This is a genomic window from Paraburkholderia sp., assembly GCF_034668105.1.
Lineage (GTDB): Bacteria > Pseudomonadota > Gammaproteobacteria > Burkholderiales > Burkholderiaceae > Paraburkholderia.
In genome coordinates this window covers 1-5,616 of the sequence record NZ_JAXDPY010000349.1, presented here as the reverse complement: position 1 = coordinate 5,616, position 5,616 = coordinate 1, and the positions used below count along the sequence as shown (strand labels likewise).

At 62.3% G+C, this 5,616-nt stretch carries 4 protein-coding genes and 1 pseudogene; 3 read left to right on the top strand and 2 right to left on the bottom strand.

The features are described from left to right. Both QOC89_RS15770 and QOC89_RS15765 read left to right on the top strand, forming a co-directional pair. Positions 1-186 (top strand): annotated as a pseudogene (locus tag QOC89_RS15770) (sigma-54-dependent Fis family transcriptional regulator); the annotation flags it as partial. A 379-nt stretch (positions 187-565) separates the two neighbouring features. Next, entirely contained in the window at positions 566-1,540 is a 975-nt protein-coding gene (locus QOC89_RS15765) for a hypothetical protein (protein WP_323045861.1), read from the top strand. Between the two features lie 97 nt (positions 1,541-1,637). Here the strand turns inward: QOC89_RS15765 and QOC89_RS15760 are convergent, their stop codons facing one another. Both QOC89_RS15760 and QOC89_RS15755 read right to left on the bottom strand, forming a co-directional pair. Next, positions 1,638-2,723, bottom strand: a complete 1,086-nt coding sequence (locus QOC89_RS15760; protein ID WP_323045860.1) for a TIGR03118 family protein — start codon at positions 2,721-2,723, stop codon at positions 1,638-1,640. 155 nt (positions 2,724-2,878) lie between these two features. Beyond that, entirely contained in the window at positions 2,879-4,282 is a 1,404-nt protein-coding gene (locus QOC89_RS15755) for a PLP-dependent aminotransferase family protein (RefSeq protein ID WP_323045859.1), read from the bottom strand. Positions 4,283-4,614: 332 nt separating this feature from the next. Between QOC89_RS15755 and QOC89_RS15750 the strand changes: the two genes are divergently transcribed. Next, a partial coding sequence (locus QOC89_RS15750; RefSeq protein ID WP_323045858.1) for an FAD-dependent oxidoreductase occupies positions 4,615-5,616 on the top strand: 1,002 nt, incomplete at its 3' end.

Sequence of the window (5,616 nt, the reverse complement as noted above, 5' to 3'; positions counted from 1 at the left end):
ACGCCATGCGTCTCAGCGCAGGCTCTGCGGGAAAGCAAAAAAACAATGCAGAAAATGAAGGCCATTACGCGGCATGTCGTCTACTTCACGCGCGATCCCGAACTCGGCATTTCACGCGCAACGCTGTACCGTTTGCTCAGCACGCACGGCATGCGATACAGCGAAGACAGCACGGCCGAAGGTTGACGCGAAATTCGCCTCGGCGCTCAGGTAACTTGTTCGCCCAACCTTGGAACACGGACTTTGCCGCGTATTTCCGACCGGCCGAAAGCCGAATGACGGCAGCCGCGTTGCGTCTTGCTGGCTTTTGGCGGAAAGGCAATGCAAGGACGTGAAACGATAGGTCATACCTGATCCCTGCGCCCCGGTTCATCCGAGTCCATCGCCGCAGATCAGCACACCCGGTTCGAGCGTGACGCCATAAAGGCGCGAACCGCGGCATGACGGTAGCACCCCTCGCACGAGCTTCTGGCTTGCCCCACGAAAGGACATGTGGATCGATCCGCGAACAATAACGGCAGCGCGGGAAAAAGCGAACCGTCTCTCACGTCTTGTGAGGAACAACGTGAATCTTTTTCCCTGCACGCTGGTTTATGTGGATGTCGATGCGAGTCCGGGTCCCAACTCGACGAATCGCGATCCGCTCTCGTACGTGAGTCAGGCAATCTGCCTGAACAACAGCTTGCGGCAGGTTGGCATGCCGACGCTGACCATCATGACCAATGCGCCGACGCTAGTCGCGCAACGGCTTGAAAGCGTGACGCCGGAACGCCGGCCCGCGCTGATGACGTTGAATGCGCGGATCGAGTTGCCGAAGAACACGTCGTTCTACGCCGCGCATTTCAAGCTGGATCTGATGGACCAGATGGCGGATTCGCTGCCCGCCGACACCATGCTGCTGCTGCTCGACGCGGACATGGTCGCGCTGCTTCCGCTCAACCATGATCTGATCGAGCGCTGTGCCGAAGCAGGGCTCGGCGCGTTCGATATTTCGGATCAGGTGTTTCCGCCATACGGCAGCGAACATGTCGTGGCGGACCTTGAAATCGTGGCGGACAGGCGGCTCAGAAATCCGCGCTGGTACGGTGGCGAGTTTCTTCTCGCGACGCCCGCCGCATTGCGCCGGTTGGTGCCGTGCGCGCGCGCCAGTTACGCGCGCTATATCACCGAAATCGACCGCTTGAGACACCATGGCGATGAAGCGTTCATTTCAGCGGCACTCAATGTGCTGGCCGACGAAGGGCAGGCTCTGATCGAGGTGGGTGCATATCAGGCCGTCGGCCGCCATTGGCCCGGCAACAATTATCGCGACGTGCGCTGGTTTCGCTGCTGTTCGTTCGTCCATTTGCCGGGCGGCAAGGCACTGCTGGAAAAGGAGGCGCGTTTCGTGGATTTTGTGCCGGACCGGTTCTGGCGCCGCATGCGCGTGGCGCATCTGCGGGGCCGCGTACGCCATGCGTTGAAACGCATCGCGCGGTTGCTGAGTGTGGAGCGTCTCGCGTCGCTGTCTGCTTGCGCGTTGCGTAGCGTGAAGAGTTAGGCGCGGATGGCGCGGTTCATGGCGAGTGCGAATCCGCGCCGTATGGCGCCGCAGCGCGCGCCCGAGTCCGATGCACTGCGAGCGCGCGCGGCGCCGTTCACATTTTCACGTCGATCCGTCCATAAACCCCGTCTGCTTCGTCATTAGGCCCCGCAGCAAAAAACAGCGTGTTGACCGGCTGATTATCGAGCCCGTTGCCGAACGCGAGGCCCCAAAGCCCCGGTTGTACGAACGTGGTTCCATTTGACAGATTGACCGCGCCGAGTGATTGCCCGCTTGCCGGATCGAAGGCGTTGATCGTGCCGTCGCCGAAATTGCCGATCAGCACGTCGCCGCTGAACCGGCCGAAGTTACCCGGCGCCTGCGCAACGCCCCACGGTGCGTTCAGCGGACCGGCCGACGCGAAGCGCTGCATCAGATTGCCGCCGGTATCGAATACGTCGACGAAGCCGAGCCCCGCACCGTCGAGATTGTCATGCGCGACCGCGTCCTGTTTGGCGTACGTCACGAAAAGTTTTGCGCCGATCGCCTGGATGCCGAACGGCGCAAAGCCGGCCGGCAGTGAGGCGTCCTGGAACTTGCCGGGCATCGCGACCTTCGCGAAGTTCTTGTCGAACACGTCGATCCTGTTGTTGTGAAAGTCGGTGGCATAAAGAAAATTCGCCGTGCCATTGCTGGCGAGTGCGAGCCCCTTGTAGACCGCGCCGCCGCTGCCGCCGTCGAACATGACGATCGCAGCCGTGGGAGCGACCGCCGGCGCCCACGCGGTGATCGTGCCACCTTCGCCAGCAAAGATAAAGGCACCCACGCCGGTCTTGCCACCCTGAGTGACGGTGAAATCCGTCGTGCCGTTGAACACGATGCCGGTCGGATTCGCCGGACCGCTGGTTCCATTCGGGATGCTGACGATCAGGGATTGCGGCACGCCGTTGCCGTCATAGAGCGTCGCGACCGAGGTCCCGTTGTCGGCGACCCAGACGAAGCCCTTTGGATTGAACGCGATGCCCCAGCCGTTTTTCAGATTCGGGTCGGTGTGGGGCGCGGACACCGCACCGTCGGAGACCAGCGCGGTCGTGGTGAACGACTGCGCGGTGATCGACCCGGAGCCGCCGCCGCACGCGACGAGACCCGTTAGCGCCGCGCCACTCACGACGCCGCCCAATACCTTAAGCACAGACTTCATGACCGCACCTCGTTTCTTGACCGATGGGGTTCTTGACCGATGGGGATTGCGGTTATTGAACGTGCGGTGTCGAGCGTTTATTCCTTTGCCGGCAAACAAATTTGATCTGAAACGCCCAGGCCGGCGCGGTCATCTGGAGAACGTGGAAGCCGCGATCAGATCGTCCCGAACAGGGCCCGAGGACGATCCTTGAGCGTGCCCGTCAACAGCCGCAGTGCACTCACAAGCTGATCGCGGCTCGTCGCGCAGGCGAGGTTGATGCGTACGCCGTGTTCGATCTCCGACCTGTCCACGGCAAATGCCGACGACGGCATCACGACCACGCCACGCGCCTTCGCATTGGCCGCAAAGTCGTCGGCACGCCACGGCGGCGGCAGCTTGAGCCACACGAACATGCACGCCGGGTCGGTTTGCAGCAATTCCTGCGGTAACAACTCGCGCGCGAGATCCTGCCGTGCGCGAATTTCGGCAAGTTGCGCGTCCATGATGTGGCGCGCGGTACCGTCCTCGATCCAGATAGACGCGATCAGCATCGACATCGGCGCGGGCATCCACGCCGTGGTGCGCACCGCCTCCGCACAAAGCGCGGAACTGTCCGGCGGACTCAGCAGATAGCCGAGTCGCAAGCCGGGGGCGAGGATCTTCGAGGTCGCCGCGAGGTGGAACGTCAATTCCGGACACAGGCTGGCGATAGTGGGCAAGCGCTGCGAAACCAGCGGCCCATAGACGTCGTCTTCGATGATCGCCACGCCATGCCGGCGTGCAATGTCGACGAGCGCCATGCGGCGCTCCAGACTCATCGTCGTGACGGTCGGGTTCTGCAGATTCGGTACCGTGAAGATCGCCTTCACCGGCATGCGCCGGCAGGCACGCTCCACTTCATCGGTCAGCAGGCCGTCGCGATCGCTCGGAATGCCGACGATCTCGAACTGGAAAACCGGCGCGAGGGCCTTCAGGCCGTAGTAGGTGAGCTGATCGGCGAGGATCACACCGTCCGTGCCGATCAGACTGTTCAGCACCGCATACAAGCCATGCTGCGCACCGCTCGTGACAACCACGTGATCGGGCGGCGGCGTAAAGCCAGGCGCTGCCATCCAACGGGCGCCGGCGGCGCGCGCCCATAGCGGCCCCTGAGGGGGCTGGTATTCCTGCAATTGCGGATAACGCGGATCGCGCGGCAATTCCGCAAGCGTGCGTGCGAGGCAGTTCAAAAACTCGCGGGTGGCCGGCCGATTGACGGTGAGGTCGATCGCAGCATTGCTCGTGGCTTGCGCAGGTTCGACGCTGGGCATCGCGCCGCCGGTTACGAGGGAACCGCGCCGTTTGCTGCCGATCACCAGCCCACGTAACTGCAATTCCTTGTACGCGCGGGACACCGTCGAGACATTGATGCCGAGTTCGCTGGCAAGTTGCCGCTGCGGCGGCAAGCGGCTGCCCGGCGGATAGACGCCGCTACGAATCTCGCTCTCGATCGAACTGGACACCTCGACGTACGTCGAGCGCTTCGTCTGCGCCGGTGCGCCGTTGGCCTCACGTGCCGTGTCTTTGCCAGAAGCCATAAGAACCCATGTCTCCATACAAAATCGTCTTTGTCCGCGATTGTGCGGATTTTTGCCGATTCTATACCAGACAAGCGCCGGTGCAACGCCCGAACGGCATCGTTCAACCTGCTTGGCGTCTGCGATTGCCCGATCAGCAAGGATTGCGCCATGGCCCATCCAGGGAAAATGCCAGGACCACACAATGTGCGTTTTAATTGCACACAAAAAAATATTGTGTGATTCTGATTGCGGATGTTTGTCTGGGGCGCGCATACAGAGGCGCCACTCATAGGGCGTCGTGGCGGCCATTGTCGGCGTGCTCGCGGCCATGCAAGGGAAGGGCGAAAGTGATGCCGGAGATTGCCATTATCGGTGCGGGATTCATCGGCCTCGCGAGCGCTGCGGCATTGATGCGCGACGGCCATCGAGTCACGCTGTTCGATCCGGCCGGGGTGGGGCAAGGTGCGTCGTTCGGTAACGCCGGGACCTTCGCGAACTATGCCTGTATTCCGGTCAACAATCCGTCCGTATTCCGCGATTTGCCGCGCTTTCTGCTCTCGAACGAGAGTCCGTTCAGATTGCGCTGGGGGTATCTGCCCCATCTTGCACCATGGCTTGCGCGTTTCATGATGAGTTCGCTGCCGCGCCGTTACGAAGCGAGCGCCGGCGCACTCGCCGCGTTGCTCGATCGCGCGCAGGAGGGTTATGCGCCCTTGCTTGCCGAGGCGGACCTGGCGCGTTTCGTCCGGCCGCGTGAGTGCCTGTATCTGTATTCGAACGTGGCCTCGTTCGATGCCGCGCGTCCCGCGCTCGAGCTGCGTCAAAAGCTCGGCGTCGCCTTCGATGTGCTCGACGGTGGCGATATCCGCGCGCTCGAACCGTCGCTGGCGCCGATCTTCGAGCGAGGTGTGTTGTTCAGCAACAGTTGGCATTTCGCCGATCCACAAGGCTTTCTGCAGACGCTTTATCAGCAGCTTGTCGCGCAAGGTTTAAAGCTGGAACGTCTCGCTGTCGACGCAGTGCAGCCTTGCGCGGAAGGCGCCAGTGTGACTTTTGAAGGCGTTACGCGCGAATTCAGCCACGTTGTGATCGCCACCGGCGCGCGTTCCGCCCAGTTCGCCAAACAATGCCGCGATCCTGTCCCGCTCGATACGGAGCGGGGGTATCACGTCCGCTTTCCCGGCGCGCAGCACCTGGTGTCGCGTCCGGTCGGGTGGGCCGAGCGCGGCTTCTACATGACGCCGATGAGCGACGGCTTGCGCGTCGCCGGCACGGTCGAACTAGCTGGCTTTGGTGACGCGCGCAACCGTTCGCTGATCGATCTGCTGACGTTTTCTTCAAAGCGCGCCTTA